The organism is Paenarthrobacter sp. YJN-D, from assembly GCF_015040335.1.
Lineage (GTDB): Bacteria > Actinomycetota > Actinomycetes > Actinomycetales > Micrococcaceae > Arthrobacter > Arthrobacter nicotinovorans.
Genome location: NZ_CP053549.1, coordinates 341,743 through 367,152, shown reverse-complemented (window position 1 = coordinate 367,152; position 25,410 = coordinate 341,743). Strand labels below are relative to the sequence as shown.

Genomic DNA, 25,410 nt, shown 5'->3' with positions numbered 1-25,410 from the left:
CGACAGCGCAATGCCGGGCGTCACTGAAGGAACGCCCACGGCATGACTGTACGTGCTTCTCCCATCCAGACTTTAACTGTCGGTACCGGAATTCCACCGGTTCAACCGTCCGCCACCTCTATCCGGATTGCTCAGGACATCGGTGGCTCGCGGGTCGCGGACTATAACCGCCGGTTCGGACTTACACCGACCCCGGAGCACGTATGTGTGTTGTTATTGTGCCATAACCAGAGCGATGACCAGGCTATTCCCGGCCATCTTCGTAATATCCGGTGACGGCGTAAAGGCCTAGGCCGCCGTCGCGGCCCGGCCTGCTGCACGCAGCCGATCGATCGCCGCAGCCGGGTCCTCGTGACTATAGACAGCCGAACCCGCAACAAAGACGTTGGCGCCGGCCTCAGCAGCCCGGACGATGGTCTCCTCCGTAATGCCGCCGTCCACCTGGATCGCTACAGCAATGCCCGAACCCTCGATGGCAGCACGGGCGCGGCGGATCTTGGGCAGGGTGATGTCAAGGAACGATTGCCCGCCGAAGCCGGGCTCCACCGTCATGATCAACAGCATGTCCAACTCACTGAGCATGTCCAGGTAGGGCTCTACCGGTGTCGCAGGCCGTAAGGCCATGCCTGCTTTGGATCCCCGTTCCCGCAGTTCACGGGCCAGTTTCACCGGGGCCATGGCGGCCTCGGCGTGGAACGTCACGGACGCGACGCCGGCGTCTGCGTAGGCAGGCGCCCAGCGGTCGACGTCGGAAATCATCAGATGCGCGTCCAGCGGAACGGGGCTTACGGCCTGAATCCGCTGTACCACCGGCAATCCGAGCGTCAGGTTGGGCACGAAGTGGTTGTCCATGACGTCGACGTGGACGGCGTCGGCGTTGCTGATCCTCTGCAACTCCGCCTCCAGGTTGACGAAGTCCGCGGACAAGATGCTCGGGTTGATACAGCACTGAGACAAGGCAGCCCCTTCGGGTCGGTATGGGTCATGGTACGGCTGCAGCGAAAGGAATGGTTCCGCCGCAGCCAGGGGATGTAGCGGCTACGGCTTCTTTCGGATAATGGCCATGAACATGGCATCCGTCTGGTGGATGTGCGGCCACAGCTGGGCAGTGAGCTCATGTCCCGCACCCAGATTTCCGGTCAGGCTGACATGGTCGAGTGCCTGCCCGGAGTCGAGCAATTCGAGGTCGTCCCGCTTGTAGAGTACGTCGCCAACCACTGCGGTGGTCTCAGCAGGGTGGGGAGAACACGTCACGTAGGCCACGACGCCGCCGGGCTTGACGGCGTCGATCGCCGATTTCAGGAGATCCCGCTGCAGCGGACCGAGATCGCCGATGTCCTTGGGCGAGCGACGCCAACGTGACTCCGGCCTCCTGCGCAGGGCGCCAAGGCCGCTGCACGGAACATCCACCAGGACACGATCAAAAGCTTCTGGCTGCTCGGCGCCGACTTCGCGCCCGTCGCCCGTGCGCACACTCCAGGATTCCGTGGGCACAGCGGAGAGCGCCTGTTGGACAAGCTTGGCCCGGTGGGGTGCCGGTTCGTTTGCCAGGAGGGTAGCTCCGTCGCGATAGGCAAGGGCGGCCAGCAGCGCCGCCTTGCCACCGGGACCTGCGCAAAGATCCAGCCATTTCTCGCCATGGGCGGCACGCTCCCCGAGTTCCACGCCGGCCAACGCACGTGCAACAAGCTGGGATCCCACGTCCTGGACACGGGTGGTGCCCCGCCGTACTGATTCGAAACGACCAAGGTCCCCGCCTGCGGAGAGCGCCGAGCCTTCTACGAGTTCACCGGGAGTGGCTCCGTTGTCAAAGGCCTCATCCAGGTCACCCAGACCCGGTAGAGCCACCAGGTTGACCACCGGCGCCGCGTTGTCGGCTTCCAGGAGGTCGTCGATCTCAGCCTTGGGCCTGCCGTGGTTCACCAGTGACTGCCGCAGCGCGCGGACGATCCACTCAGGGTGTGCATGGCGGAGGGCAGCGATCTTGGTCTCGTCGGTTTCCTGGTCCAGCAGGATATCCAACCACTCGTCCATGCTGTGGGCGGTGACCTTGCGGAGTACCGCGTTGATCAGGGCCGATGGACCGGCGCCAATGACTGCACGGGCCAAACCTACTGTTTGGTCCAACGCGGCATGGGCAGGAACCCGCATCGACAGTAGCTGGTGCGCACCGATCCGCAGGGCATCCAGGATCGCGGGGTCCAGCTGCTCCAGGGGCCGGTCAACACAACGGGCCAGAATGGCGTCGTAAGTACCCTGGCCACGCAGTGCCCCGTAGCTCAGCTCGGTGGCGAACCCGGCATCTCGACGGTCCAGGCGGTGCTCCCGGATTCTCGCGGGGAGGACCAGGTTGGCGTAGGCGTCCTCCGAGGCGACAGCCCGGAGTACCTCGAATGCGACCAAGCGCGCAGGGTCGGCCCGGCGGGTACGCTGCGACGGCGCATTGTTGGTGAATCCGCGCTGGGGTCCCCTGTTCCGCTCCCTGCCTTGGGCGTTGCGTTGGCTACCGCCCCTGGCCCCGCGGTTGCCCTGCCCGCCGCCGTCCCGGCTCCCGCTGTTGTTGGGGCCTCGACGGCCGGACTCACTCATTCGAATACCACTCTCTCAGGTGCTGCCAAGCCGCGGGCCCAATCGGCCGGCGACATCATTTTCTTACCGGCCGGTTGAATCCGGCCAAGCTCCACGGCGTGGGAACCGGTGCCCACGAGTACGGATTTGCCATCCACCCGGATGGTTCCGGGCGCGAGATCGTCGATCCCGGGCCTCAACGTCACAGGTTCCAGTTTGACCCGCTGGCCTTCCAATGTTGTCCATGCTCCCGGTTCCGGGGTCACTCCCCTGGAACGGCGGTTCAGTGCCAGCGCCGGCTGCCGCCAGTCCAGGCGCCCGTCATCCAATGTCAGCTTGGGAGCCAATGACACCTCTCCTGACTGCGGTTGCGGAGCAGCCTGTCCGGCGTCGATGGCGGAGAGCGTCTGGCTCAGCAGCACGGCTCCGCTGATGGACAACCGCTCAAGGAGATCGCCGGCAGTATCTTCCGGCCGGACAGTTTCCGTGAGGGTTCCAAACACGGGCCCGGTATCGAGGCCCTCTTCGAGCTGGAACGTTGCGGCGCCAGTGACGTCGTCTCCGGCAATGATGGAACGCTGAACAGGAGCAGCACCGCGCCAGGCCGGCAACAATGAGAAGTGCAGATTGACCCAGCCATGCGTGGGGACGCCCAGGGCAGCGCGCGGAACAATCCCGCCGTAGGCAACGATGGCGGCCACATCAGGCGCATAACCCGCGATTCGGGCCGTGGTATCGGCGTCAACCTTGGCCGCGCGAATGACCTCGATGCCCAATTCCCCGGCGCGGGCCGCTACTGGAGAGGGAGTCATGACGCGTTTGCGGCCCAGTGGAGCGTCCGGGCGGGTCAGGACGGCAACGACGTCGAAACCGGCCTTAACCAAAGCGTCCAGCGACGGTACAGCTACGGCCGGCGTCCCCGCGAAGAGTACCCTCACTCGGGAACCCCGAAACTGCCCCCACCGAAGCTTGAACCCACACTGTTAGCACGCTTCGACGTCGTCTTTTCGGTTATGGCGTGGTAGTTGGCGTTTCTGATGGCGCGAAGGGCAGCCTTGCGGTCCTCCCCTTCCAGCCTGTCTGTGTACAGCACGCCGTCAAGGTGATCGGTCTCGTGCTGGAAACAGCGTGCCAGCATGCCTTCGGCCTCCACCGACACCGGGTTGCCGTTCAGGTCCACGCCAGTTGCCCGGGTGGCCCTGTAGCGGCGCACGGGGAATCCAAGGCCGGGAATCGAAAGGCAACCCTCTACCTCGTCAGGCTGGAAGTCTTCGCTGTTTTCCAGGACCGGATTGATGATGTGGCCCTCCACTCCGCCAATGCGGTAAGTGAAGACGCGCTGGCTGACGCCGACCTGCGGAGCGGCCAGGCCTGCGCCCTCAACGTCCTCCATGGTTTCTGTCATGTCAGCTACCAGCTTGGCGAGCTCCGGACCGAAGTCGGTGACGGGGTCGGCCACGGTGCGCAGCACCGGATCCCCGATGATTCGGATACTCAAAATTGCCATGCTTTGCCTGTCCTCACGATCGTCGAACCCGGCCCTCGCGTTGCGGAGCCTAAGCCAGTTTAGTTGAGGTCATGGCACCGCCGCTGTTGGCCGGCGCGGCACCGGCCGCAGTAAACACCGGTGGCGCAACCGGCAGCAGGGCTTGTCCGGCAGCAGTGACATCCGCCGACATCTCCCATACCCGCCGAAGGGCACAGAACTTCCACCAGTGGTGCTTGAGAATCTCCGGGTTTGCCCGCATGGGCCTCACCTCGGTTTCTCCGATGGCAACAGCCAGCAACATGGGATTGTCCCCGTACCTCCAGGGTTCCCACTCACCCGAAACGGGGTCCACCAGGCTTTCTTCGGCTTTCATCCCGGCCGTAAGCTGCATGACCACTTTGTCGTCAAGGGATTTAACCGTTCCGTCACGGGTGGTGCCCTTGGTTTTGTAGTCAATGAGACAAATACGTCCATTGATTTTGGCCACCAGGTCTAGCGTCCCCGCATAGCCCACTGTCTTGTTCCACACCGTAATCTCGGGCGCCAGCGGCTCCACCCGGTACAACTCCCACCATTCATCGAAGCGGGCCGCAAACGCCTGCTCACCGTTGGCTGCAAGTTCGTCCCTGCATTCCTGCATGCGGTGCGGGCGTCCCAGGGCCCGCAAAGCTACCTGCTCGCAGTATGTATGGACGCGATCACCACGCGCCGCAGCCGCGTCCCGGTACACCTCGGCTGCCTTGGATGCCTTATTGACTGCTTGCCGCACTTTTGCCGGACTTCCGAGGATCGCCGGGAGCTCAGGATCCGCCGCCAGGCTGCTTGCCCCCATGTAGCTGAACCAACCGTCCAGTGCATGGGCCTGTTGGCCGATCACCGTCGTGATGGATGGCACGGAGAATTGCTCTGTGGTGGAGCGGGCATACATCCGGCCGTAGTCAGTAGCGTGGGCAAGCAGTGGAGCAGTCATATAAAGACTTTGTCATAGAGGACCGACAGAATTCTCCGGCGGGAAGATCCTTAGGAGCTGCTCCGGAGAGAGCCGGGCAAGCTTGCCGGCAAGGACGGGCGCGCTCCGGGCCAGCTCCTCAAACGGCGGGCGGGGTTGCTCCGCGGTGCGAAGCTGTTCAGCATCCTCAGGTTCCTGCATGCTAAGTATGTGCTGAAGCAAGGCAATTCATGATGCTGTCGATGAGATCCTTGTGCCAAGCATGTGCCCGCTGGAGGCGACGCCTGATTCACCAGTTCAAAACTTTTTTGCGCAATCGTGAAACCCTTTGTGATCCTGCGGACACTACAGGTTATGGGGAGCTTGGAATCTCACGATGCCGGATTATGGACGCGGAGTCTGACTGGTGACGGTGCAGCATTCGGCGTACTGTTCGATCGGCACCGTGACAGGGTCTTCCGGCACGCATACCGCCTCTGCGGCAATCGCCATACATCCCAGACCAGGAAACCCGGTCACGAGTCCCGCGCAGCTACCAGGAATTTGTGGAAAGGCCCAGAAACCCAAAAGGCCCCCGGATCTCCGGGGGCCTTCTTTTGGTGGGCGATACTGGGTTCGAACCAGTGACCTCTTCGGTGTGAACGAAGCGCGCTACCACTGCGCCAATCGCCCGGGTGCATAGAAAACACTAACGGACCCGGGCCGGATTGCAAAACGAGCGGAAGGCTACCGAAGGCCGGTGAACTACAGCTGTGGAATTACAGCAGTGAAACTCGCCCGAATCCGCGTCAGTACAAGGAACCAAGGCCCGCCGCACCCGGATCCAAGCTACCGATTTGGAGAATGCAGGAACCTCCTATAGAGTTTTTACTCGTCGGAAAGCGACGGAATGCCTACAGGGTTGCCCGTCGGAACCGCACTGCGGACGTAGCTCAGCTGGTAGAGCACCACCTTGCCAAGGTGGATGTCGCGAGTTCGAATCTCGTCGTCCGCTCGCAAGGCACTGTCAAGGCAAGTATTCCCCGGAATCCTGCTTACACGGTGGGTTGGCCGAGAGGCGAGGCAGCGGCCTGCAAAGCCGTATACACGGGTTCGAATCCCGTACCCACCTCGGTGAAAACCATGTCTTCCGGCTTTTGCTGGATGCATGGGCGATTGGCGCAGCGGTAGCGCGCTTCCCTGACACGGAAGAGGTCACTGGTTCGATCCCAGTATCGCCCACCAGAACAAGGCAACTTGTTTGTTGTTGAAAGCCAGATCCAGTCTGGCAGGCAACATGTGCGGACGTAGCTCAGCTGGTAGAGCACCACCTTGCCAAGGTGGATGTCGCGAGTTCGAATCTCGTCGTCCGCTCCACGAAAAGCAGCTCCCAGGAGCTGCTTTTTTTATGCCCTCATTTACCTGCGACCCCATTCATCATGAGAAGTAACCGATACCCCTCGGAAGAAGTCGCTTTATCTAATGTGATTCCGCTCGCATAATGTACTGCGAGCTCATCACCGTTCCACGCCTACCGGCAGGAGTACCCCCCATGAATGTAAAGACGGCTTCACAGTCCGTCCTGAGGCGCAAGCCCATCGACGATATCGAGGAAGAAAGCAAGCACAGCGGGCTCTTTAAGAGTCTTGGCCTTTGGCAGCTGACGGCCATCGGCGTCGGCGGAATTATCGGCGTCGGAATTTTCTCCCTGGCGGGCCTGGTTGCCCACGGCAGCGAGAGCAACCCGGGCGTGGGCCCGGCCGTTCTGTTTTCCTTCCTGATCGCCGGACTCGCCTCCGGGGCGGCTGCCTTGTCCTATGCCGAATTTGCCGGCATGATCCCCCGTGCCGGATCGGCCTACACGTACGGCTACGTTGCGCTGGGCGAGATCATCGGCTGGTTCATCGGCTGGGACTTGCTGCTTGAATACATCGCCATCGTGGCGGTGGTAGCCATCGGCATTTCCGGCTACTTCGACGCCTTCCTCTCGGGCATTGGCATCCACATGCCAACCTGGATGACGTCCACCGCCGATGAAGGCAAGGGCGGCATCATCAATCTTCCCGCCATCCTCGTCTGCCTTCTGGTGACCTGGATCCTGAGCCGTGGAACCAAGGCGTTCGGCCGATTCGAACTGGTGGCCGTGGCCATCAAGGTCATCCTGATCCTGTTCATCATCGGGCTTGGCATCTTCTACGTGAACACCGAGAACTACAACCCGTTCATGCCCAGCGGTTTCGGCCCCGTTGTGGCTGGTGCCGCGACCGTCTTCTTCGCGGTCTTTGGTTACGACGCCATGAGTACTGCAGCGGAGGAAGCCAAGGACGGCAAGAAGCACATGCCCAAGGCCATCATCCTGTCGCTGATCATCGCCATGCTGCTCTATGTTGCCGCAACCCTCGTCCTTACAGGAATGCAGAACTACAAGGACATCAACCCCACAGCCGGCTTCGCCTCGGCGTTCACCGGCGTCGGCCTCCCGGTCATTGCCACCATCATTTCGGTGTTCGCGGTGCTGTCCATCCTGACCGTGATGCTGACGTTCCTCCTGGGTGTCACCCGCGTGTGGTTCTCCATGAGCCGCGACGGGCTGCTGCCCGGCTGGTTTGCCAAGACTGACCGCCACGGCACCCCGCAGCGTGTCACGTGGATCGCAGGCATCGCCTCGGCCTTCCTGGCTGGTGTCTTCCCAATCAAGGAAGTTGCGGACCTGACCAACATCGGCATCCTGGCAGCCTTCGTCGTGGTCTGTGTTTCGGTGATCGTCTTCCGGTACACCAAGCCGAACGCAGCGCGTACCTTCCGCCTGCCGCTCATGCCCCTTGTCCCCGCCTTCGGCGTGCTGGCATCGGCGTTCCTGATGTTCCAGCTCCACTGGGAAACCTGGGTACGGTTCGGCGTCTGGCTCATCATCGGCCTGGTGATCTATTTCGCCTACGGACGCAAGCATTCCCTGATGAACCCGGACAGCCCGCGGCACAAGGTCGCCAACGAACCGTTGGCCTAGTTATCCACAGGCCGCGTTTGAGCCCTTGGCACCTCAGGGAACTGGTGTTAGGGTCGGACGCGGAGGAGCGAACTGGCTCCGCGATGGAAGGGAGGTGCCCGTGGGTTTAATTGACGACCTGAAGGGCAAGGCTCAGGGTCTCATTCAAGGCAACGAAGAAGCCATCAAGAATGGCATCGAAAAGGCCGGGGATTTTGTGGACGAAAAGACGGGCGGCAAGTACGCCGGTCACGTCGACAAGGTCCAGAACGCCGCTTCCGACTTCGTGGCCAAGAACGACGGTCAGCCTGAGCAGGCTCCCGTCACGGATGAGCCGAAGCAGCCGTAGCTGCCTGAGCCGCCGTACCAGATACGTCAAGGGGGCACCGGTCCCGCCGAGAGGCGCCACCGGTGCCCTTGGCGTTTAACCGGTGCTGTTGGCGTTTGCAACGGCCGCCAACAGGTCAGGTATTTTGGAGCTTATGCCTTCAGCCTCCCCGACAACCACCAACAGCCGTGCCACCCGGGACGCTTTGGGACCGCCGATCACTGCAGGCATCGTGACAGCCTTGGTCGGGTTCACTTCATCATTCGCTGTCGTCCTTGCTGGACTCAGGGCAGTAGGCGCGGATCAAGGACAAGCCTCCAGCGGATTGCTGGCCCTGACCCTGACTTTTGGCCTGGGCATCCTCTGGCTGTCCTGGCAGAGCAGGATGCCGGTGACCCTCGCGTGGTCAACTCCCGGTGCGGCGCTCCTTGCGACCGCAGGAACGGTCGACGGCGGGTGGCCGGCGGCCGTGGGTGCCTTCCTGTTGGTCGGGGTGCTGATCGTCCTCACGGGGTTGGTTCCGTTGCTCGGGAGGTTGATGGCAAAGATTCCCACGGCCTTGGCCCAGGCCATGCTCGCAGGTGTCCTTCTCCCCTTGTGCCTTGCACCCTTCAAGTCGCTGGGTACGGCACCGGCGTTGATCGCCCCGGTGCTGTTGTGCTGGATTGTGCTGATGAAATTCGCGCCGCGCTGGTCCGTTCCTGCATCGCTGCTGGTGGCACTGGCGGTGATTGGGATCCACATCATGTCCTCGGGCGTACAGATCCCGGCTGAGAGCCTCCTCCCGCGGCTGGAATGGACAACGCCGGTGTTCTCCGTGGAGGCTGCCATCGGCTTGGCGCTGCCGTTGTTCGTGGTCACCATGGCGTCGCAAAACATTCCCGGCGTAGCTGTCTTGAAGTCCTTTGGATACACCACCCCGTGGCGGCCGTCCATGCTGGTGACCGGAGCCGGAACCATTGCCGGCGCACCGTTCGGCGGCCATGCGATCAACCTGGCAGCGCTGAGCGCCGCGCTTGCCGCCGGGGAGGAAGCAGGCAAGGATCACGGCCGGCGCTGGATCGCCGCCTTCGTCTCCGGTTTGGCGTATCTGGTCCTCGCGGCGGCGTCGGCAGCGCTCGTTACGGTTGTCGCGGCAGCGCCCCCGGGACTCCTTGAGGCCGTCGCGGGCCTCGCGTTGCTGGGTACTTTGGCAGCCTCGATCTCGTCTGCGCTGGCAGTGGCTGAGGAGAGGATACCGGCCTGCATCACTTTCCTGCTGGCAGCTTCAGGAATTGCTTTCGCCGGTGTCGGCGCAGCGTTCTGGGCCTTGGCAGGCGGAATCGTTATCCGCTGGGTGTTGAAGGACCGCGGACCCCGAAAAGCGGTCTGATTCAGGCAGGTTCGTGATTTTGTGCTTCGCGGGCCAGGGCGGTCAGGCGCGAAACGGCGCGGAAGTACTTCTTCATGTATCCGCCCGTCATCATCTCTTCGGTGAAGAGCTGGTCGAAGGGAACGCCACTGGCCAGAATGGGCACATCTTTGTCATAGAGCCGGTCGGCCAGCACCACGAAACGGAGCGCGACGGCCTGTTCCGTAATGGTTTCGACGTCGCTCCACACCACGGCCTCCACGCCGGAAATAAGTTGACGGTACCGGCTGGGGTGCACCGCAGCCAGATGGTTGACCAAGGTGCGGAAATCATCCACCGCCACGGTCTTCCCGTCGAACTCAGTCCGCATCCGGTGCTTGAGTTCTTCGGTCTTGAGCGGTGCCGGCGCGGCGGGAAGGCCACGGTGGCGGAAGTCCTCGCCGTCGATCCTGACGACGTCGAATTGGTCCGCGAGTACCTGGATTTCCCGCTGGAAGTCGACGGCGGCGAAGCGGCCTTCGCCCAGTGAACCAGGCAGGGTGTTCGACGTGGCAGCAAGCTTCACACCGGCGTCGGCGAGTTCCCGCATGAGGCGGGACATCAGCACCGTGTCTCCGGGATCATCGAGTTCGAATTCGTCGATGCACACCAGTTTGTAGTTGCTCAGTGCTTCCACGGTCTTGCGGAACGACAACGCCCCCACCAGGTTGGTGTATTCCACGAACGTTCCAAACGCCTTGGGGCCTGGAGACCTGTGCCAAAGGGACGCCAGGAGGTGGGTCTTACCGACGCCGAATCCGCCATCGAGGTAGATCCCGGCCCTCGTGGCCGGTGCCTTCTTGGCGAAGAGCTTCTTGAAGAGTCCAGCGTCATTGCCGTTGCCTACGCCATCGGCAAATGCCGACAGGAGTTTCACGGCGTTGGCCTGGCTTGGCTGGGAAGGATCGGGCCTGTAACTGTCGAACGACACCTCTCCGAACCGGGGAGACGGGTAGAAACCCTTGAGGAGTTCCTCCACGGAAACTGCCGGCGTGCGGGCAGCCAGTTGTTCGATCTTTACCACGGTGGTCCGTTCCTTCGGCATTGGGTCCCCAGCAAGAATACCGGCAACGGACGCCACGGTAACTGACACGTGACCAAGCCCATGTTTCACCGTATGACCACCGGGAAGCAATCCGCGCAGCCCGTGGTTAGTGTTGAAGCAGGCCGGGCCCGCACCTGCACCACCTTCCACGGCCTGGCTCCGTCCGTTGTCAGTGAAAGGCCATCATGTCCTACCCCGTTGAACAAAACGAAAAGTTTGCCTCTTACGCGAACCCTGAACGCCTCGTTTCCACCGACTGGCTCGCGGCAGCAATTGCTGACGGCGCTGTAGCCGACGGCAAGTTGGTGCTGGTCGAGTCCGACGAGGACGTCCTGCTGTACGAAACCGGGCACATCCCGGGAGCAGTCAAGATCGACTGGCACACCGACCTGAACGATGAAGTCACCCGGGACTACGTCGACGGGGCAGCCTTCGCTGCCCTCGCCGCTTCCAAGGGCATCTCGCGCGACAGCACTGTGGTGATCTACGGCGACAAGTCCAACTGGTGGGCTGCCTACGCCCTGTGGGTCTTCACGTTGTTCGGCCACCAGGATGTCCGCCTCCTTGATGGCGGACGCGACAAATGGATCGCCGAGGGCCGCGAGCTGACCACTGAGGTCTCCCGGCCTGCTGCGGGCGAATACCCCGAGGTCGAGCGCGACGACGCTCCCATCCGGGCATTCAAGGAGGATGTCCTGGCACATTTGGGCAACCCCTTGATCGACGTCCGCTCCCCCGAGGAATACACCGGCCAGCGCACCCACATGCCTGCCTACCCCGAAGAGGGCGCCTTGCGTGGCGGCCACATTCCCACGGCCGCCTCAATTCCGTGGGCCCGGGCTGCAGCGGAAGACGGCACCTACCGCAGCCGCGAAGAACTTGAGGCCCTCTACCTGGGCGAGGCGGGGCTGAAGCCGGGCGACGATGTCGTGGCGTACTGCCGCATCGGCGAGCGGTCCAGCCACACCTGGTTCGCCCTGAAGTACCTTCTGGGCTTCGACACAGTGCGCAACTACGACGGCTCGTGGACCGAGTGGGGCAACGCAGTGCGGGTTCCCATCGTCAAGGGAGCCGAACGGGGTACAGTTCCCTCCGCCTTGGTCCACAGCTAGTACCGCGCTCTCAGCACCTTTGTGCGTAAGCTGGAAGAGATGAGTACGAACACCTTGCCCACCGCCCTGGCGGAAATTGTTGACGACTTCCAGGCGTTGACGGAACCTGACCGCCTCCAGCTCCTCCTGGAGTTCTCCAGAGGCCTGCCTGAGCTGCCGGAGCGTCTGAAGGACCACCCGGAACTGCTGGAGCAAGTCGTGGAATGCCAGTCCCCGCTGTTCCTGACGATTGAGTCAGAGAAGAACGCCGACGGCGAGCGTTCATACCGTCTCTTCTTCAAAGCGCCGCCGGAAGCACCGACTACCCGGGGTTTCGCAGGGGTGCTGCATGAGGGGCTGGACGGACTGACTGCCAAGGAGATCCTTGCGGTGCCTGACGACATGCCCGAGCTCCTGGGCCTGACCCGGGCGATCACGCCCTTGCGGATGCGAGGAATGACGGCGATGCTCGGCCGCATCAAGCGGAAGGTTGCGGCCGCAAGCCGTTTGGAACACTGAAAGGCAACGCCACTCGGTATGGCAAGGAAAATGGCTTCACAGGGAACGCCGGCAACAGCAGCACTCGCTGCGGCCGGCGTTCCCTTCGTCCTGCACCCCTACGCGCATGATCCCGCTGCAAGCAGCTACGGGCTGGAAGCGGCGGAGGTCCTGGGCATTGATCCCGACCGTGTCTTCAAGACGCTGATGGTGGAGGTGGAAGGCAAGTTGGCCGTTGCCATTGTCCCCGTGTCCGGGAACCTGGACCTGAAGGCCGCAGCTGCGGCCCTCGGATCCAAGAAAGCGGCGATGGCAGATCCGAAAGCTGCTGAACGCCGCACTGGCTACGTCCTGGGCGGTATATCACCGCTGGGGCAACGCCAGCCCTCCCCCACGGTCCTGGACGAATCAGCGCTGGCTTTTGACACCATCCTGGTCTCCGGTGGCCGTCGGGGCCTGGATATAGAGCTTGCGCCTGCGGACCTGCTGCGGCTTACCAACGGCGTCACCGGGCCGATCGGCACGGGAAGCAACTGACCCTCAGGCTGCGGGCCCCGCGGCAGCACCGCCGGCTTCGCCCGATTGGCCCGGGTTCCTCCGGGGTGCGAGTTGGGCTTGGAGCCAGGAGCGCACCAGCCGCTCCCAACGCTCCGGATCGACGTTCCATTCCTTGGTGTGGCGGGCACCGTGGAACGGCTCGAATGTCACCATCTCGGGGTTCTTTTCGGCGAGACTGGCCGAGGGCCCGAAAGGAACGTAGTCGTCGTCCACACTGTGGATCAGCAACGTTGGAGTGCGCAACTCAACGGCGCGGCTGTCCCAGTCCATTGCTTTGAGGTCCACGGGTGCTGCGAGCCCAGTCAGCCTGCGTCCCAGGGGATGGCCCAGCATCAGTTGCCCGTAACGCCCCACGGTATAGGGGATCCTGTTCATTTCGGCGTGGTGGGCCATGACGTCCACCCAGTTGATCACCGGAGCATCCAAAACCAAGGCCCTGATGACTTGCCGGTATTTGGAAAGGTCCGCAGTCTGCAGGCTGATTGCACCGCCCATGGACCAACCGAAAAGCACCACTTCACGTGCGCCGTTCTCCAAGGCGTATTCGATCGCTGACTCCACGTCACGCCATTCCGTGGAGCCCAGACCGTAGCGGCCGTCCAGGGCGGAAGGTGCCAGTCCGTCGTTCCGGTAGGAGATGAGCAGGCTGTCCAGGCCAAGGTCCCGGGCGGTGCGGACTGCCCGGAGACCTTCGAGCCGGGTGGCTCCCCGGCCATGGACCATGATCGCCCAGACCGGCGCCGGCGACGAGGCATCGGCGCGGATCAACCACGCAGGCGCCTTTCCGCCGTCGACGTCGATCTCAACATCTTCGGCCGCAAGGCCGATCGCGGACGGATCGGGGTAGGTAGCGCCGCTCCACCACGCCCGGCGTGCTTCCGAAAGATCGCCGCTGTAGACCTCCTCGACTTCCCGGAGGACGGTCTGTTCGGCGGGCAGGTAGGAGACGATCCGGCCTATCCTGGCGTGTCCCTTTCCACCTGAGAAGAACAGGCTGAAGACGCCGTCGATGGTCGAGTCGGGCGTGGCAGCCAGGATGACCTGCAGGCCGTTGTCTCCCCGGATGACGGCCAGGACTTCCTGGTCCTCGTGCCGTGCGGCGGGCGTGATGACCCGGCGGGCAAAGTAGACGGCGAGCGCAGAGGAACCGGCGCCGACAAGTCCCGCAATGGTGGCGCCGGCAAGGAAACCTCCAATGGCCCACTTGGTGCGGGGGGACAGTTTTTTCTCAGCAGCGTCGCTCGCTGGCCTTGTCATTGATGCCATGGTTACATTTTGCCGTGAGTCGGCGTGGGCTGGCGCAGGCTGGGCCCGCGCGGCGAAGGTTGGGCCGAATCGGGCGCGGAAACCCTGCGGACGCCGTTCCCCGGGACTACGCTGTAGCCATGAGTGATCCCATAGTCATCCTGACTGAAGAGCCCCTTGGCCCCGACGACCGCGTGAACATCGCCAAACTGATCGACGGCGGGGACGCGCCGTTGGTAGTGCTGGTTCCTGCCAATACTGAGCGCCACCTCTTGGTGGATTTCCTCGAGAACCTTTCGTTGCTTGATGTGGCGAAGGCGTTCCGGGAACTTACTGCCCAGTCGCCGGATCCAGCGGCTGAGCGTGCGGAAGCCGCGGTGACGTTGTCGACTTCCCTGGCAGCGCTGGAAGGCCTGGGTGGCGGTGTTACCGGCGAAATCGTCGACGGCGGTGCTGTCGACGGCTTGGTGGCCAAGGTCCGGGAGGTGGATGCGGCGCAGGCAGTGGTCATTACCCGGCCCCATGCCATCTCTGACACGCTCCACACGGATTGGGCCAACAAGGCCCAGGACCAGTTGGGGCTTCCGGTGCTCCACTTGTACGCGGGTTCGGGATTTATCGGCGACTCGTGAGCGTTGCATAAGACATGAACACTCCTGAAAACATCAGCAAGACACCTTCTGTGCCCCTGGAGAAGAGCGATGCCCAGTGGCGCGAGGAGTTGACCCCTGAGGAATACCGCGTGCTGCGCCAGGCCGGCACTGAGCGCCCGTATACGGGCGAATACTGGGACACGCACACCGAGGGTGTCTACCAGTGCCGGGCCTGCGGCAGCGAGTTGTTCACCAGCAAGGAGAAGTTTGACTCGCACTGCGGGTGGCCGTCCTTCTGGGCGCCGTTGGCCGAAGGTACTGTCAGGTACCTCCATGACCGCACCATGGGCATGGACCGGGTGGAAGTACGGTGTGCCAACTGTGATTCGCACCTGGGACACGTTTTCGAGGGCGAGGGTTATGGCACGCCGACGGACCAGCGGTTCTGCATCAACTCCGTATCGCTCCGTCTGGTCGACCCGGAAGAGCGGTAGGCGGCTCTGTGTCCCCCGAACTGGATCTAAAGGTCCAAGTTCGGGGGCTATGAGCAAGAGTTTCTTATGCTCAGTCCATTCTTGAATTAGCGATGCTATTCGCTTGCTACGCTCGGCCCAGAAGCAATAACAACTTCGGAAAGGGCCGAGCACCATGACCACCACCGCCATCGCCACCCTCCCGCGTGTCACCGCCGACAACGCTGAATGGGTAGCCCTCAAAGCCGCTGCCACGTCCCTCCAGGGGTACCAGGAGCAGGACGGATCCATCGCCGATCCCTCTGTCCACGATGAGGCGGCAAGGCTCGTAGCCACCATCACCAAGTCCATCACGGCCCTCGCCCCCAGCTTCGATCACGACGCCCAGTACCTGGCGCTGCTCGTGGAGGACTTCAAGCGTTGGGCCGGCAACGGCTTCGGCGTCCCGGACTTCCTGGATTCCCTCCAGGCTTTCCAACCACAGAAGCAGCGCATCGACGGCCTCCAGCATCTGGTGGTCTTCCCCATGTACACGCAGAACGGCAGCACCAACCGCTTGGTCGAGGCTGTACTCATCGAGGTTATCTGGCCGGAATTCATTGACGGCCTGGAGGCCGGGGAGTACTCCAACAAGCTCTTCGTCCCCATCCGGTTCGTTGACTTCACCCCCGGCTATGACACCAACTCCGCAGTGCTCTTCCCGGAGACCGTGGCGGTGCGCGAGACACCCACGTTCACGTGGGGAGCCATCTTCGCCGACCGCGAGGCCGCCCGCTTCCGCCGGGTGCTCAAGGCTGCCGCGGAAACAACCTCTCTGGAACTGCCCGAGGACGCGGCCCAGCTGATCGAGGACCAGGAGCTCACCCAGCGAACGTTCGTCATGTGGGACCTGATCCACGACCGCACCCACATGCGCGGCGACCTTCCGTTTGATCCGTTCATGATCAAGCAGCGGATGCCCTTCTTCCTCTACTCCCTTGAAGAACTGCGCTGCGACCTGACCGCCTTCCGCGAATCCGTCCTGATCGAAAAGGACGAGAACGCCGACCCCGATGCCCGCAAGCACGCAAAGCTTGTCCAGTACGCAGTCATCTTCGACCGGATCTTCCGCTTCGCCATCACCGGCAACCGCGTCCGCAACTACGACGGCCTGGGCGGGCAGCTCCTGTTCGCCTGGATGCACCAGCACCACGTACTCCACTGGACCGACAGCAAGCTCTCCATCGACTGGGATGACGCAGCAGCTGTCGTGGTTGAACTCGGCGCCAAAATCGAGGAACTATACTGGCGTTCCATTGATCGTCCCAAGGCTGCCCACTGGCTGGCCGCCTATGAGCTGATCTCAAGCACCGTCACCCCGCACCCGGCTTCGGTCTGGGCAAAGGGCCCGGACGCCCTGCCCTTGGACGGCGCCCCCCGCGGGCTGACCGATCAGGTCCTGGACGATGAGTTCCCCCTGTCCATGTTCTACGAAGCCTTGGAGAAGAAGATGCGTCCCGTCATCGAATCCACCACCGGCATCACGGGCGCCACGGCGGCCTGATGTCCCCACTGACAGTTTTGGTAACGGGCGGCAGCGGCGCTTCGGGCGTCGCTGCCGCCCGGGCCTTGTCCACCGCCGGCCACCGGGTCCTGACTGTTGGTTCGGACCAGACCCGGATCGAGGCGGCCGCGCTGGAGGCCGGCGGCGCTGTGACTCCCCTCGTGTGCGATCTCGGCGACCTGGAATCCGTTCGTGGGCTGGCTTCGATGATCGCGGACCGCGGCTTTGGGGGCGTCGACGGAGTAATCCACCTCGTCGGTGGTTGGCGCGGGGCCAAGGGCATCGAAGACCAGACGGATGCTGATTGGGAGGCGCTGGAACACAGCGCGGTTACCACGCTGCGGAACGTGACCAGGGTGTTCTACAGCCAACTCGAAGCGTCGCCACATGGCCGGTTCGCCATGGTGTCGTCAACCGCGGTATCCAGCCCAACCGCGGCCGCAGCCAGTTACGCTGCTGCGAAGGCCGCTGCAGAAGCTTGGACGCTTGCGGTGGCTGACGGCTTCCGGCGCGCCCAGTCCGTCGACACAGACACCAGCGGACAGCACAGTGCCGCCGTGGTGTTCGTGGTCAAGGCGCTCGTGGACGAAACCATGAGGCGCGCACATCCCGAACGGCGGTTCCCCGGACATACCGACGTCGAAGAACTGGCCGCTGCCGCCGTCGGCCTTTTCGATCAACCTGCCTCCATCCTGAACGGCCAGCGGATCCTGCTGGCCAAATAGACTTGAAAGCGTGAATGAACAAGTGACGAGCACAACAGAGGCAATGCCCAGCACGGGCCACATTTCCGAGGGCAGCCGGCTGCACGACCCCACGGTGAGGGGTTTTGCTTCCGACAACTACTCAGGCGTGCACCCGGAGATCCTTGCGGCCTTGGCGGCCGCCAACGGTGGACACCAGGTTTCCTATGGCGAGGACGTGTACACGGCCCGGCTGCAGGCCGTCCTGGAGCAGCAGTTCGGCGAAGGCATCGAGACCTTCCCGGTTTTCAACGGCACCGGCGCCAATGTCCTGTCGCTGCAGTCGCTGCTGCCGCGCTGGGGGGCCGTCATCTGCGCCTCCACCGCACACATCAACATGGACGAGAACGGGGCCCCGGAACGTATCGGCGGGATCAAGCTCCTGCAGGTCCCCACTGAGGACGGAAAACTCACCCCGGAGCTCATCGATCGTGAGGCCTGGGGCTGGGGCGACGAGCACCGTGCACAACCCCTGGTTGTTTCCATCACGCAGACAACGGAACTCGGCACCTGCTACACGCCTGAAGAAGTTCGCGCCATTGCCGACCACGCCCACTCCAAGGGCATGAAGCTGCACATGGACGGCGCGCGGCTGGCAAACGCCGCTGCCCACATGGACGTTCCCTTGCGTGCATTTACCCGCGACGCCGGCGTGGACATCCTCTCATTCGGAGGGACCAAGAACGGTCTGCTCTTCGGCGAAGTGGTGGTGGCCCTCAACCCTGAAGCCGCCGACGGCCTGAAGTTCCTGCGGAAGATGAACATGCAGCTGGCTTCGAAGATGCGCTTCATCTCCGCCCAGTTCATCGCACTCCTGGAGGACGGGCTGTGGCTGCGGTCCGCGGCTCACGCCAACGCCATGGCCACCCGCCTGCGGAGTGCCGTTGAAGGGATCGACGGCGTCGAGCCCACCCAGGCGACGCAGTCCAACGGCGTCTTCGCCATCCTCCCGGAAGGCGCTGCCGACCGCCTGCGGAAGTCCTTCGCGTTCTACGATTGGGATGCCGCCCGGCGCGAGGTCCGCTGGATGTGCTCGTTCGACACCACCGAAGAAGACATCGACACCTTCGTTGCGGCGATCAAGCAGGAACTGGCGTAACGCTGATACGCCTGCCGTCCGGGGCGGCGAGCCTGCACAGGTTCGCCGCCCCGGACGCATAATCTGCGAGTGTGAACGCCCTCGCACAAGTTCCCCAGGACTTTCTCTTCGCCTTGGGAACGCTACGAAAAGCCCAGTGCCGCAGCGAGTTGCGGCTTGATGAGATCCCCGCCCCCGCACGTTTGGCCCCTTATGCAGTGGCCTTGGGCGCTGAAGTCTTCAGCCCCACCGCCGCCACCCGCCAGGTTCCCGTGCATGGACCGGCAGCCAAGGCCTTTGCCAAGAGCCAGGCCGGCAGCCCCTCCAGCGAAGACGAGGACGAACTGGCCACAGGCCGCTTCATCCTGCTCTACGATCCGGACGGATCGGCCGTGTGGGAGGGCGAGTTCAGGATCGTCACGTATATCCGGGCCCAAATGGATGCGGAAATGGGCAACGACTCCATGCTCGGTTCCGTGGCCTGGACGTGGCTCGTCGAAGCCCTGGAACACCGTTCAGCCCCTTACCGGGCTGCCGGCGGCACTGCTACCCGGATCCTTTCCGAAAGCTTCGGCACCCTGGCTGAGCGGCCCGACACCATCGACATAGAACTCCGGGCCTCCTGGACGCCTGACGGCGCGGATGTCCAATCGCATCTGGAAGCCTGGTCCGACATGGTGTGCACTTTCGCCGGACTGCCTCCACTGCCACCCGGGGTCACCGGCCTGCCCAACAGGAGGCGCAATTGACGGCCACCCGCGCCGTAACCGCTGCGCTGGCGAAGGCAAAAGCGCCCCGTTACGCGACAAATCGGTAAGCTTAAGCCACCATGACCCCTGAAAACCTGGAAAACACCACAGCCGGCGATCCGGTTGCTGATCCCACCACCCACATCAAGGTTGACGGCTTTGACAGCCACGTCCCTGAAGTCATTGATCTCGACACCCCACGCGAGGGCGTACCCCTGGTCATCGACACACCTGCCGGACTTGAACGATGCGCAGCCGCAATAGCAGCCGGCACCGGACCTGCCGGCGTCGATGCCGAGCGGGCTTCCGGGTTCCGCTACGGCCAGCGTGCCTTCCTGGTACAGATCCGTCGCGAAGGAGCCGGGACCTGGCTCATCGACCCCGAACCGTTCGACAACCTGGACATCGTCAACGACGCCCTGCGCGGGGTGGAATGGATCCTTCACGCCGCCACCCAGGACCTGCCTTGCCTGTCCGAGCTCGGCATGTGGCCGGACAAGCTGTTCGATACTGAACTCGCGGCGCGGCTCGCAGGGCTCCCCCGCGTCGGCCTGGCGGCTGTTATCGAACAACTGCTCGGTTTCGGTCTCGCCAAAGAACACTCTGCCGCTGACTGGTCGACTCGGCCACTGCCCGAACCCTGGTTGCGGTACGCAGCGCTCGACGTCGAAGTCCTCGCCGAGCTGCGCGAAGAACTTATTGAACTCCTGGAGGCCGACGGCAAGCTGGAGTACGCCGAACAGGAATTCGCCGGCATCCTCGCCGCAGGTGTCCCGGCACCCAGGGTCGAACCATGGCGTAAGACCTCCGGTCTCCATCAGATCCGTGACCGCCGCCAGCTGGCCGCCGTCCGGGAACTGTGGCAGGAACGCGACCAGCTGGCCCGCAAGCGCGACGTCGCACCTGGCCGGCTCATCCCTGATTCAGCCCTGGTGGCCGCTGCCAAGGCCATGCCAACCACCGTCCCCCAGCTTCTGGCCACAAAGGGGTTCCACGGCAGGTCAGCGCAACGGGAAGCTCCCCGATGGCTGCGCTGCATCACGAACGCCAGATCCATGACGGACCTTCCTCCGCTGCATCTGCCCACAAATGCCCCGCCGCCTCCCCGGGTCTGGGCAGACCGGGACCCGGAGGCAGCAGCGCGGCTGGCCACGGCAAGGCCGGCCCTCCAAGCCAAGGCTGACGAACTCAACTTGCCCGTGGAGAACCTGCTGACTCCGGACTACCTCAGGCGCATAGCCTGGCGGCCACCAACGGACGTATCGCTGGAGACCGTTTCGCAGGAACTTCGGACGCTTGGCGCAAGGGAGTGGCAAATCGCCATCGCCGCCCCCATCCTGACCGAGGCCTGCTTAAACCCGAGCCCGCTGCCAACCAAGGAATCCAAGGCCAACGAAGCACAGCAGTCCAAGGACTCCTAGTGGTCACCGCCGTCGCAATGGCCCGTTGCCCGAACGTACGTTCGTGGCGGCGGGCCATTTGCGTGCCGGATGCGGCGGGCAGAAGCCCATGGCCTTGCACGCTAAGTTACCCATGAGTAACATTGCAGTAATGCCAACCGGACCCCGCCCCGCGGGACACGGTGCCATGTCTCAACGAGGAGTAAATACATGAGTCCATCACGCACTGCCCAGCGCAACGTCCGGGACGTCGTCTTCGTGGACGGTGTCCGCACGCCTTTTGGCAAAGCTGGCGAAAAGGGTATCTACGCCGGGACCCGCGCCGATGACCTGGTAGTGAAATGCATCCGCGAACTCATGAGGCGAAACCCCTCGCTTCCCGCGGAGCGCGTCGACGAAGTAGCCATCGCCGCCACCACCCAGACCGGAGATCAAGGCCTGACCATCGGCCGCACGGCGGCCCTCCTGGCCGGCCTCCCCCGTTCCGTTCCCGGCTTCGCCATCGACCGCATGTGCGCAGGTGCCATGACCGCGGTAACGACGACGGCGAGCGGCATCGGCTTCGGCGCCTACGACGTCGTCATCGCAGGCGGCGTGGAACACATGGGCAACCACCCCATGGGCGCGGGCGCGGACCCCAACCCGCGTTTCATGTCCGAGCGACTGGTTGACCCTGCAGCCTTGAACATGGGCAACACCGCCGAAAACCTGCACGACCGCTTCCCGGCGATCACCAAGGACCGGACGGACGCTTACGCAGCAGCCTCGCAGGCCAAGCTGGCCGCCGCCTACAGCAACGAACAGATCCAGCATGACCTCGTGCCCGTCGCCACCATGAAACCCGGTCAGGGATGGGCGCTGCACACCACGGACGAACCGCCGCGTCCAGGCACCACCGTTGAGGACCTGGCTGAACTGCGCACTCCGTTCCGCGCACACGGCCGCGTCACTGCGGGAAATGCAGCAGGGTTGAACGACGGGGCCACGGCCGCCGTCCTGGCCTCAGCGGAAGCCGCCGAGGAACTCGGGCTTTCCGTCAAAATGCGCCTCGTGTCCTATGCTTTCGCCGGCGTCGAGCCCGAAGTCATGGGCATCGGCCCTGTCCCGGCCACCGAGAAGGCCCTGAAGAACGCCGGGCTGGGCATCGAGGACATCGGACTGTTCGAAATCAACGAGGCATTCGCCGTCCAGGTACTGAGCTTCCTGGACCACTTCGGGATTGCCGATGACGACCCGCGCGTCAACCGCTATGGCGGGGCGATCGCCGTCGGACATCCGCTGGCTTCCTCGGGCGTCAGGCTGATGAACCAGCTCGCGCGCCAGTTCGAAGAGGACCCGTCCGTCCGCTACGGCATCACCACCATGTGCATCGGCCTGGGAATGGGCGCAACGGTGATCTGGGAGAACCCCCACCACGCCGACTACGCATCGTCCACCCCTGAGCCGGTCACGACCGCAACCACCGCCCCCACTGAAGGAGCCGCCGCATGAGCGCCGCAGAATTCCAGAAGCTCGCCGCACTGTTCCCCGACGAGGTCGTCACACACTCCTACGTCCAGGACATCCAGCTCCCCGGCGGAGTGGGGACCTTTGCCCTCATCACCCTGGATAACGGTTTGGACCATTCCAAGCCCACCACGCTGGGACCCAACACGCTGGTTGAGCTCGGCCGCGTCCTTGACGGTCTCAAAGAACGGGCCTCGCGGGGCGAAATTGTGGGTGTCGGTGTCACAGGCAAGCCGTATTTCCTGGTTGCCGGCGCCGACCTCTCGGCCGTGAAAACCCTCAAGGAGCGCGAACACGGTCTCTGGATGGCCCAGCTCGGGCACGCCGTCTACGCAACCTTGGCCGATCTCGGCGTCCCGAGTTTCACGTTCATCAACGGCCTGGCCCTCGGCGGTGGCCTGGAGATCGCCCTCCAGTCCACGTACAGAACCGTCTCCACGGGTGCCGGCGCGCTGGCGCTTCCGGAAGCCTTCATCGGCCTGGTCCCGGGATGGGGCGGCGTCTACATCCTCCCGCGCCTGATCGGGCCGGAGAATGCGGTCAAGGTGATGATCGAGAACCCGCTGAGCAACAACAGGACGCTCACCGGGCCGCAGGCCTACGAGCTGGGAATAGCCGACGCCATCTTTGAGCCCGCCGACTTCGTGGAACAGTCCCTGGCCTGGGCTGCACGCGTCATCTCAGGTGAAGAGGCGCCGGAGCGCAAGAACGCCGTTGACGCAAGCGATGCTGCGGTGGCCGCCCGCTGGGCCGCTGCGGTCGCGGCAGGACGTGCCTTCGTTGAGGCCAAAACCTCCAACGCCTCGCCTGCACCGGCCAAGGTACTGGACGTCATGGAAGCCAACAGGACCATGACGCAGCAGGAGTCGGCAGAGCTCGAATGCGAAACCCTCGCCGGCCTCATGCAGACCGATGAGTTCCGTTCCACCGTGTACGCCTTCCTGGACCTGGTGCAGAAGCGTTCCAAGCGCCCGGCCGGAGCCCCGGACCGCAAGTTGGCACGTCCTGTCACCAAGATCGGCGTCGTGGGTGCGGGCCTCATGGCCAGCCAGTTGGCATTGCTGTTCGCGCGGCAGCTGAAGGTCCCCGTGGTCATGACGGACATCGACCAGGCGCGCGTGGACAAGGGAGTAGCGTACGTCCACTCCGAGGTGGACAAAATGCTGGCGAAGAAGCGGATCAAGCCTGACGCCGCGAACAGGACCAAAGCCCTGGTCACAGGCTCCGTCTCCAAGGAAGCCTTTGCCGACGCCGATTTCGTGATTGAAGCCGTCTTCGAAGAACTGCATATCAAGAAGCAGGTCTTCGCAGAGGTGGAAGAAATTGTCTCCCCGGAGTGCATTTTGGCGACCAATACATCGTCGCTGTCCGTGACCGCCATGGCCGAAGACCTGAAGCACCCGGAGCGCCTGGTCGGCTTCCACTTCTTCAACCCGGTGGCCGTCATGCCCCTTCTTGAGATCGTGAAGGCACCGAAGACCGACGACGCTGTCCTCGCTACAGCCTTCGAACTGGCCAAGGGACTAAAGAAGACCGCAGTGCTGGTCAAGGACGCGGCCGCCTTTGTTGTGAACCGCATCCTGCTTCGCCTCATGGGCGAGGTCATCGCAGCGTTCGACGAGGGAACCCCGGCAGAGGTTGCCGATACCGCACTGCGTCCGATGGGCTTGCCCATGTCCCCGTTCACCCTCAGCGCCATGGTGGGGCTTCCGGTGGCCCAGCACGTCCAGGAATCCTTGCACACGGCATTCGGGGACCGCTTCCCGGTTTCGCAGAACCTGCAAAAACTGATCGACAACGGCGTGAAGTCCTTGTGGGTCCCGGGATCCGATGGGAAACCGGTCATTCCCGCTGAGACGCTGGCCATCATGTCGTTCGGCAACACCCCCTCCACCGGGGAAGAAGTGCTTCGCCGCACTCAGGATGCCCTGGCCGAAGAAATCGGGCTCATGCTCGAAGAGGGCGTCGTGGCCGGCCCCGAGGACATCGACCTGTGCGTCATCATGGGTGCGGGATGGCCAATGTTCCTGGGCGGCATCACCCCTTACCTGGACCGGGTGGGTGCCTCCGAGCGGGTCAACGGCAAGCGCTTCCTGGCGCCTGGCGTAGCTTCCGCACCGGCCTAATCCAAGGAGTGGAACAGGCCAAACAGTAAAACAGGCCGGCCGCGGAGCAGTTGCTCCGGGGCCGGCCTCTTCTGTTTCGGATCAGAAGAGCGCCACCTTGGGCGACTTCGGGAAGATGTCGTCCAGCTCGTCACGGTCTTCCTGCGTCGGTACCCAGCAGACCGCTTCAGCATTCTCGCGGATCTGTTCGGGCCGCGTCGCACCAGCGATAACGCTGCTGACTCCGGGTTGGGCAGCGAGCCAGGAGAAAGCCAACTGCAACTCGCTGATGCCGCGCTCCTTGGCGAACTGGCCGAAGCGGCCCAGCTGCTCCCAGTCGGCGTCGTGCACCAGGTTGGTCCGTGTATGGCTCAGCCTGGAGCCCTCCGGCGCCTTGCCCGCCGAATACTTTCCCGTGAGCAGCCCGTTGGCGAGGGGGAAGTACGGCAACACGCCCAGGGAGAACGCCTGTGCCGCGGGCAGGACTTCGAGCTCGGCGCGGCGGTCCAGCAGGTTGTAGTGGTTCTGCGTGGAAATGAAGCGGACACCACCTGATTCGCGTCCCACATACTCGGCCTGCGCTATTTGCCAGCCGGCAAAGTTGGAATGCCCGATGTAACGGACTTTGCCGCTGGAGACCAGGTCATCCAGGGCAGCCAGGGTTTCCTCAATCGGCGTCCGGGGATCAGGCGTGTGGAACTGGTAAAGGTCGATCCAGTCAGTGTCCAGCCGGCGCAGGGAGGCTTCGACGGCCTTGACGATGTACCGCCGCGAACCACGGGCATCGAAGTCACTGCCGTTCACCCCGCGCATGTCCATGCCGAACTTCGTGCCGATCACGACATCGTCCCGGCGGCCCTTCAGAGCCTTTCCCAGCATGGTTTCGCTGAGCCCCGGCTCACGTCCGTAGACATCGGCGACGTCGAAGAACGTCACCCCTGCTTCAACGGCGGCGCGGACAACTGCGTCAGTGCCTTCCTGGGACTCCGTGGGCGTATTGGCACGCCCCAGGTTGTTGCAGCCCAGCCCTACAGCTGAGACGGTCAGTCCGGAATGGCCAAGGCGTCGGTATTCAGTCATGAATTCACCCTATC

General features: G+C 63.5%; 23 protein-coding genes, 5 tRNA genes and 1 riboswitch. Of the genes, 19 read left to right on the top strand and 9 right to left on the bottom strand.

The annotated features are described in order from the left end of the window. Positions 1-48 precede the first annotated feature (48 nt). Positions 49-205: riboswitch (FMN riboswitch) on the bottom strand. A gap of 83 nt (positions 206-288) precedes the next feature. The 6 genes from rpe to HMI60_RS01695 all read right to left on the bottom strand — a co-directional run bounded on the left by rpe (position 289) and on the right by HMI60_RS01695 (position 5,678). Next, a complete protein-coding gene (gene rpe, locus HMI60_RS01720; protein ID WP_193590427.1) occupies positions 289-957 on the bottom strand; it encodes a ribulose-phosphate 3-epimerase in 669 nt (222 codons plus the stop codon). An 81-nt stretch (positions 958-1,038) separates the two neighbouring features. Further along, on the bottom strand, positions 1,039-2,589 hold the full coding sequence (locus tag HMI60_RS01715) for an RsmB/NOP family class I SAM-dependent RNA methyltransferase (protein ID WP_018778646.1): 1,551 nt from the start codon (positions 2,587-2,589) through the stop codon (positions 1,039-1,041). Continuing rightward, positions 2,586-3,506, bottom strand: a complete 921-nt coding sequence (fmt, locus tag HMI60_RS01710; protein WP_079581333.1) for a methionyl-tRNA formyltransferase — start codon at positions 3,504-3,506, stop codon at positions 2,586-2,588. The genes HMI60_RS01715 and fmt overlap by 4 nt, the downstream gene beginning before the upstream one ends. Next, complete coding sequence (def, locus tag HMI60_RS01705; protein WP_018778648.1) at positions 3,503-4,075, bottom strand: peptide deformylase; 573 nt, start codon at positions 4,073-4,075, stop codon at positions 3,503-3,505. Before def ends, fmt begins: the two co-directional genes overlap by 4 nt. Positions 4,076-4,124: 49 nt before the next feature. Continuing rightward, positions 4,125-5,027: a hypothetical protein gene (locus HMI60_RS01700; protein WP_018778649.1), complete on the bottom strand. Its 903-nt coding sequence runs from the start codon at positions 5,025-5,027 to the stop codon at positions 4,125-4,127. Between the two features lie 576 nt (positions 5,028-5,603). Next, positions 5,604-5,678 (bottom strand) — tRNA-Val (locus tag HMI60_RS01695). A 249-nt stretch (positions 5,679-5,927) separates the two neighbouring features. On the opposite strand from HMI60_RS01695, the gene HMI60_RS01690 reads away from it, so the two are divergent. The 7 genes from HMI60_RS01690 to HMI60_RS01660 all read left to right on the top strand — a co-directional run bounded on the left by HMI60_RS01690 (position 5,928) and on the right by HMI60_RS01660 (position 9,671). Continuing rightward, a tRNA-Gly gene (locus HMI60_RS01690) sits at positions 5,928-6,000 on the top strand. Between the two features lie 46 nt (positions 6,001-6,046). Continuing rightward, positions 6,047-6,117 (top strand) — tRNA-Cys (locus HMI60_RS01685). Between the two features lie 38 nt (positions 6,118-6,155). Continuing rightward, positions 6,156-6,230 (top strand) — tRNA-Val (locus tag HMI60_RS01680). Positions 6,231-6,286: 56 nt separating this feature from the next. Next, positions 6,287-6,362: transfer RNA gene (locus HMI60_RS01675), tRNA-Gly, on the top strand. Positions 6,363-6,537: 175 nt separating this feature from the next. After that, a complete protein-coding gene (locus HMI60_RS01670) occupies positions 6,538-7,992 on the top strand; it encodes an amino acid permease (protein WP_055977667.1) in 1,455 nt (484 codons plus the stop codon). 94 nt (positions 7,993-8,086) lie between these two features. Further along, the gene (locus tag HMI60_RS01665) at positions 8,087-8,320 is read left to right on the top strand and encodes an antitoxin (RefSeq protein ID WP_018778655.1); all 234 of its coding nucleotides are present in this window, start codon (positions 8,087-8,089) and stop codon (positions 8,318-8,320) included. A 133-nt stretch (positions 8,321-8,453) separates the two neighbouring features. Then, positions 8,454-9,671: a benzoate/H(+) symporter BenE family transporter gene (locus HMI60_RS01660; protein ID WP_193590426.1), complete on the top strand. Its 1,218-nt coding sequence runs from the start codon at positions 8,454-8,456 to the stop codon at positions 9,669-9,671. A 1-nt stretch (position 9,672) separates the two neighbouring features. Here the strand turns inward: HMI60_RS01660 and zapE are convergent, their stop codons facing one another. Further along, positions 9,673-10,713, bottom strand: a complete 1,041-nt coding sequence (zapE, locus tag HMI60_RS01655; RefSeq protein WP_035733964.1) for a cell division protein ZapE — start codon at positions 10,711-10,713, stop codon at positions 9,673-9,675. Between the two features lie 206 nt (positions 10,714-10,919). Between zapE and HMI60_RS01650 the strand changes: the two genes are divergently transcribed. Genes HMI60_RS01650 through ybaK form a run of 3 tightly spaced genes read left to right on the top strand, consistent with a single transcriptional unit; the run spans position 10,920 to position 12,860 of the window. Further along, positions 10,920-11,846 (top strand): sulfurtransferase, encoded by a 927-nt coding sequence (locus tag HMI60_RS01650; protein WP_018778660.1) that lies wholly within the window; start codon positions 10,920-10,922, stop codon positions 11,844-11,846. 39 nt (positions 11,847-11,885) lie between these two features. Further along, positions 11,886-12,344, top strand: coding sequence for a SufE family protein (locus HMI60_RS01645; RefSeq protein ID WP_018778661.1), 459 nt, complete (start codon positions 11,886-11,888; stop codon positions 12,342-12,344). An 18-nt stretch (positions 12,345-12,362) separates the two neighbouring features. Further along, positions 12,363-12,860, top strand: a complete 498-nt coding sequence (ybaK, locus tag HMI60_RS01640; protein ID WP_039240802.1) for a Cys-tRNA(Pro) deacylase — start codon at positions 12,363-12,365, stop codon at positions 12,858-12,860. Positions 12,861-12,863: 3 nt separating this feature from the next. Here the strand turns inward: ybaK and HMI60_RS01635 are convergent, their stop codons facing one another. Next, entirely contained in the window at positions 12,864-14,147 is a 1,284-nt protein-coding gene (locus HMI60_RS01635; protein WP_193590425.1) for a S9 family peptidase, read from the bottom strand. A 119-nt stretch (positions 14,148-14,266) separates the two neighbouring features. Here HMI60_RS01635 and HMI60_RS01630 point away from each other — a divergent pair, with 119 nt between their 5' ends. From HMI60_RS01630 to HMI60_RS01590, 9 genes are all read left to right on the top strand, one after another. Next, a complete protein-coding gene (locus HMI60_RS01630) occupies positions 14,267-14,758 on the top strand; it encodes a hypothetical protein (protein ID WP_018778664.1) in 492 nt (163 codons plus the stop codon). A gap of 14 nt (positions 14,759-14,772) precedes the next feature. Continuing rightward, entirely contained in the window at positions 14,773-15,213 is a 441-nt protein-coding gene (msrB, locus tag HMI60_RS01625; protein ID WP_039240800.1) for a peptide-methionine (R)-S-oxide reductase MsrB, read from the top strand. A gap of 154 nt (positions 15,214-15,367) precedes the next feature. Continuing rightward, positions 15,368-16,735, top strand: coding sequence for a DUF6421 family protein (locus HMI60_RS01620; RefSeq protein ID WP_055977681.1), 1,368 nt, complete (start codon positions 15,368-15,370; stop codon positions 16,733-16,735). Next, positions 16,735-17,460, top strand: a complete 726-nt coding sequence (locus HMI60_RS01615) for an SDR family oxidoreductase (protein ID WP_193590424.1) — start codon at positions 16,735-16,737, stop codon at positions 17,458-17,460. The genes HMI60_RS01620 and HMI60_RS01615 overlap by 1 nt, the downstream gene beginning before the upstream one ends. 43 nt (positions 17,461-17,503) lie before the next feature. Next, positions 17,504-18,577, top strand: a complete 1,074-nt coding sequence (locus HMI60_RS01610) for a low specificity L-threonine aldolase (protein ID WP_193591110.1) — start codon at positions 17,504-17,506, stop codon at positions 18,575-18,577. Positions 18,578-18,648: 71 nt separating this feature from the next. Continuing rightward, the gene (locus HMI60_RS01605) at positions 18,649-19,305 is read left to right on the top strand and encodes a DUF3000 domain-containing protein (RefSeq protein ID WP_026267289.1); all 657 of its coding nucleotides are present in this window, start codon (positions 18,649-18,651) and stop codon (positions 19,303-19,305) included. Positions 19,306-19,385: 80 nt separating this feature from the next. Then, the gene (locus tag HMI60_RS01600; RefSeq protein ID WP_018778670.1) at positions 19,386-20,726 is read left to right on the top strand and encodes an HRDC domain-containing protein; all 1,341 of its coding nucleotides are present in this window, start codon (positions 19,386-19,388) and stop codon (positions 20,724-20,726) included. Positions 20,727-20,915: 189 nt separating this feature from the next. After that, the gene (locus tag HMI60_RS01595) at positions 20,916-22,196 is read left to right on the top strand and encodes an acetyl-CoA C-acyltransferase (protein WP_193590423.1); all 1,281 of its coding nucleotides are present in this window, start codon (positions 20,916-20,918) and stop codon (positions 22,194-22,196) included. Then, entirely contained in the window at positions 22,193-24,337 is a 2,145-nt protein-coding gene (locus tag HMI60_RS01590) for a 3-hydroxyacyl-CoA dehydrogenase NAD-binding domain-containing protein (protein ID WP_193590422.1), read from the top strand. Before HMI60_RS01595 ends, HMI60_RS01590 begins: the two co-directional genes overlap by 4 nt. A gap of 81 nt (positions 24,338-24,418) precedes the next feature. Here the strand turns inward: HMI60_RS01590 and HMI60_RS01585 are convergent, their stop codons facing one another. Beyond that, positions 24,419-25,396 carry an aldo/keto reductase gene (locus HMI60_RS01585; protein WP_193590421.1) on the bottom strand — a complete coding sequence of 326 codons (978 nt, stop codon included), beginning with the start codon at positions 25,394-25,396 and terminating at the stop codon, positions 24,419-24,421. Between the last annotated feature and the right edge of the window lie 14 nt (positions 25,397-25,410).

Bases quoted from the DNA above. Each gene is read 5' to 3' on its own strand.
- HMI60_RS01645 (WP_018778661.1), top strand. From the start codon at position 11,886: ATGAGTACGAACACCTTGCCCACCGCCCTGGCGGAAATTGTTGACGAC.
- HMI60_RS01660 (WP_193590426.1), top strand. From the start codon at position 8,454: ATGCCTTCAGCCTCCCCGACAACCACCAACAGCCGTGCCACCCGGGAC.
- HMI60_RS01670 (WP_055977667.1), top strand. From the start codon at position 6,538: ATGAATGTAAAGACGGCTTCACAGTCCGTCCTGAGGCGCAAGCCCATC.
- HMI60_RS01585 (WP_193590421.1), bottom strand. From the start codon at position 25,396: ATGACTGAATACCGACGCCTTGGCCATTCCGGACTGACCGTCTCAGCT.
- HMI60_RS01715 (WP_018778646.1), bottom strand. From the start codon at position 2,589: ATGAGTGAGTCCGGCCGTCGAGGCCCCAACAACAGCGGGAGCCGGGAC.
- HMI60_RS01700 (WP_018778649.1), bottom strand. From the start codon at position 5,027: ATGACTGCTCCACTGCTTGCCCACGCTACTGACTACGGCCGGATGTAT.
- HMI60_RS01635 (WP_193590425.1), bottom strand. From the start codon at position 14,147: ATGGCATCAATGACAAGGCCAGCGAGCGACGCTGCTGAGAAAAAACTG.
- HMI60_RS01620 (WP_055977681.1), top strand. From the start codon at position 15,368: ATGACCACCACCGCCATCGCCACCCTCCCGCGTGTCACCGCCGACAAC.
- def (WP_018778648.1), bottom strand. From the start codon at position 4,075: ATGGCAATTTTGAGTATCCGAATCATCGGGGATCCGGTGCTGCGCACC.
- HMI60_RS01595 (WP_193590423.1), top strand. From the start codon at position 20,916: ATGAGTCCATCACGCACTGCCCAGCGCAACGTCCGGGACGTCGTCTTC.
- msrB (WP_039240800.1), top strand. From the start codon at position 14,773: ATGAACACTCCTGAAAACATCAGCAAGACACCTTCTGTGCCCCTGGAG.
- ybaK (WP_039240802.1), top strand. From the start codon at position 12,363: ATGGCAAGGAAAATGGCTTCACAGGGAACGCCGGCAACAGCAGCACTC.
- HMI60_RS01600 (WP_018778670.1), top strand. From the start codon at position 19,386: ATGACCCCTGAAAACCTGGAAAACACCACAGCCGGCGATCCGGTTGCT.
- HMI60_RS01590 (WP_193590422.1), top strand. From the start codon at position 22,193: ATGAGCGCCGCAGAATTCCAGAAGCTCGCCGCACTGTTCCCCGACGAG.
- HMI60_RS01610 (WP_193591110.1), top strand. From the start codon at position 17,504: ATGCCCAGCACGGGCCACATTTCCGAGGGCAGCCGGCTGCACGACCCC.
- HMI60_RS01615 (WP_193590424.1), top strand. From the start codon at position 16,735: ATGTCCCCACTGACAGTTTTGGTAACGGGCGGCAGCGGCGCTTCGGGC.
- HMI60_RS01630 (WP_018778664.1), top strand. From the start codon at position 14,267: ATGAGTGATCCCATAGTCATCCTGACTGAAGAGCCCCTTGGCCCCGAC.
- HMI60_RS01650 (WP_018778660.1), top strand. From the start codon at position 10,920: ATGTCCTACCCCGTTGAACAAAACGAAAAGTTTGCCTCTTACGCGAAC.